The 1,470-nt window shown below is 39.5% G+C and carries 2 protein-coding genes; both read left to right on the top strand.

Annotation, left to right across the window (positions count from 1 at the left end):
* The coding region (locus HMPREF2560_RS11255; RefSeq protein ID WP_210400415.1) for an AHH domain-containing protein at positions 1-522 on the top strand (522 nt) is incomplete at its 5' end.
* A 9-nt stretch (positions 523-531) separates the two neighbouring features.
* A complete protein-coding gene (locus HMPREF2560_RS05490; RefSeq protein WP_070608587.1) occupies positions 532-1,167 on the top strand; it encodes an Imm43 family immunity protein in 636 nt (211 codons plus the stop codon).
* Positions 1,168-1,470 lie beyond the last annotated feature (303 nt).

Raw genomic sequence — 1,470 nt, 5'->3', positions numbered from 1 at the left:
TTTGTGAATCAGGACCCGATTGGGTTGTTGGGCGGGGATAACCTGTATCAGTTTGCTCCAAATACTCAAGAATGGATTGACCCATTGGGGGAGAGTGGCTATCGCTTGCGTAAGAGTATGGAATCTCAGGGAGTGTTCCGTCCAGCTTCTTCTTGGCAGACACACCATTTAATTCCACAGGCGGTTTGGAAAGAAAACAAAGCATTTTTTAACAGTATTGGCATGAAAGGCAAAGGATTAGGCAGAGATAGTTGGACTAATGGTCTGTATATGCCTTCAACTGAAGCAGATGCTCGAAGTTCACTTAGAGAATTTTTCCATCGAGGATCGCATAATAACTACAGTGATAGTGTAAGTCGCGAGTTGCAAAAAATAAGAGGCGAATTTCAACAAGGAAAGATTACAGCAGCACAAGCGCGAAAACGTGTACAGAATTTACAAAAAAGGTTGAAAAAACGCTTAAGTAAGTCTTTATCCGTTGGAGGGTGCGGATCTACCAACTCGCCCAAACGATTAGATTAGGAGGATATTATGAAAAAATTACTAGTATGGGGATATGCCCTACAAAGCATGGATAAAGCAGAAAAAATGGGGTTGCCACGAGTAAGTAGTGGAGCTGTGGGTATATCAGAGAAGTTTAACCCTAAGAAAACGCATCCTGATTTTGACTTTCCGTGGAGTTGGTTTGTAAAGGGACAAGAAATCCCGAAAATGCCTGAAAAAGTTTATGTCTGCTTAAAAAAAGCAAGGAGTGTTACTTTTGATTTTCTGCCATATAGTGACTTCTTTATTATGTCAGAGCGTTTTTTGGAATTTATTAAAAAATACGGGTTTGAACATAATTTTGGCATGAGCAAGGTAGTGATTGTCAATACAAAAGGCGAGCTATTGACAGATGAAACCTATTATTTGATAAGAATAGTTAGCTGGGAAATTGAGAATGAAATTGTTTACCCAGATTTAGGATTAAATGAAGAAGATTTTTCGCTTGAAGCATACACTAATTCGGATAAGGATATTTTATTGTCTTCCAATCATAATTATTCAGGAGCATTTATGGTGTCAGAAAATTTAAAAGACAAAATATTGGAAAACTTTTCTTTGCCTTTTCTTTATTCTTTGGCAGAGTGGAAGGAATTGAACAATTTAGACAGTTATTGGGATTAATATAAATCAAAGAAGTGTTGGATGAACTTTTTCTATGTTAGCAAGCCATAGCCAGCAACCAGATATATTTCCTAAAAATGCTGTAGCCCGAACAAAACCTTCAGTCCTGACGTAGGGTGTGTGCGGAACGCACGCACGCGGTTTTCGCTTTTCAGACGACCTCACTATCTTCTTTGAGGTCGTCTGAACCATTTGCTCTTTAACAATCTCATCACTAGTCAGCATGAAGGTCGTCTGAAAACCAACTTTCAGACGGCCTCTACCAAATCGCCATCAGCATCACCGACCCCGCCGGTTACACCA

The sequence above is a fragment of the Neisseria sp. HMSC078H04 genome (assembly GCF_001838135.1).
Lineage (GTDB): Bacteria > Pseudomonadota > Gammaproteobacteria > Burkholderiales > Neisseriaceae > Neisseria.
Note: the sequence above shows the minus strand (reverse complement) of the source record. Positions and strands in the feature narration are given on the sequence as shown.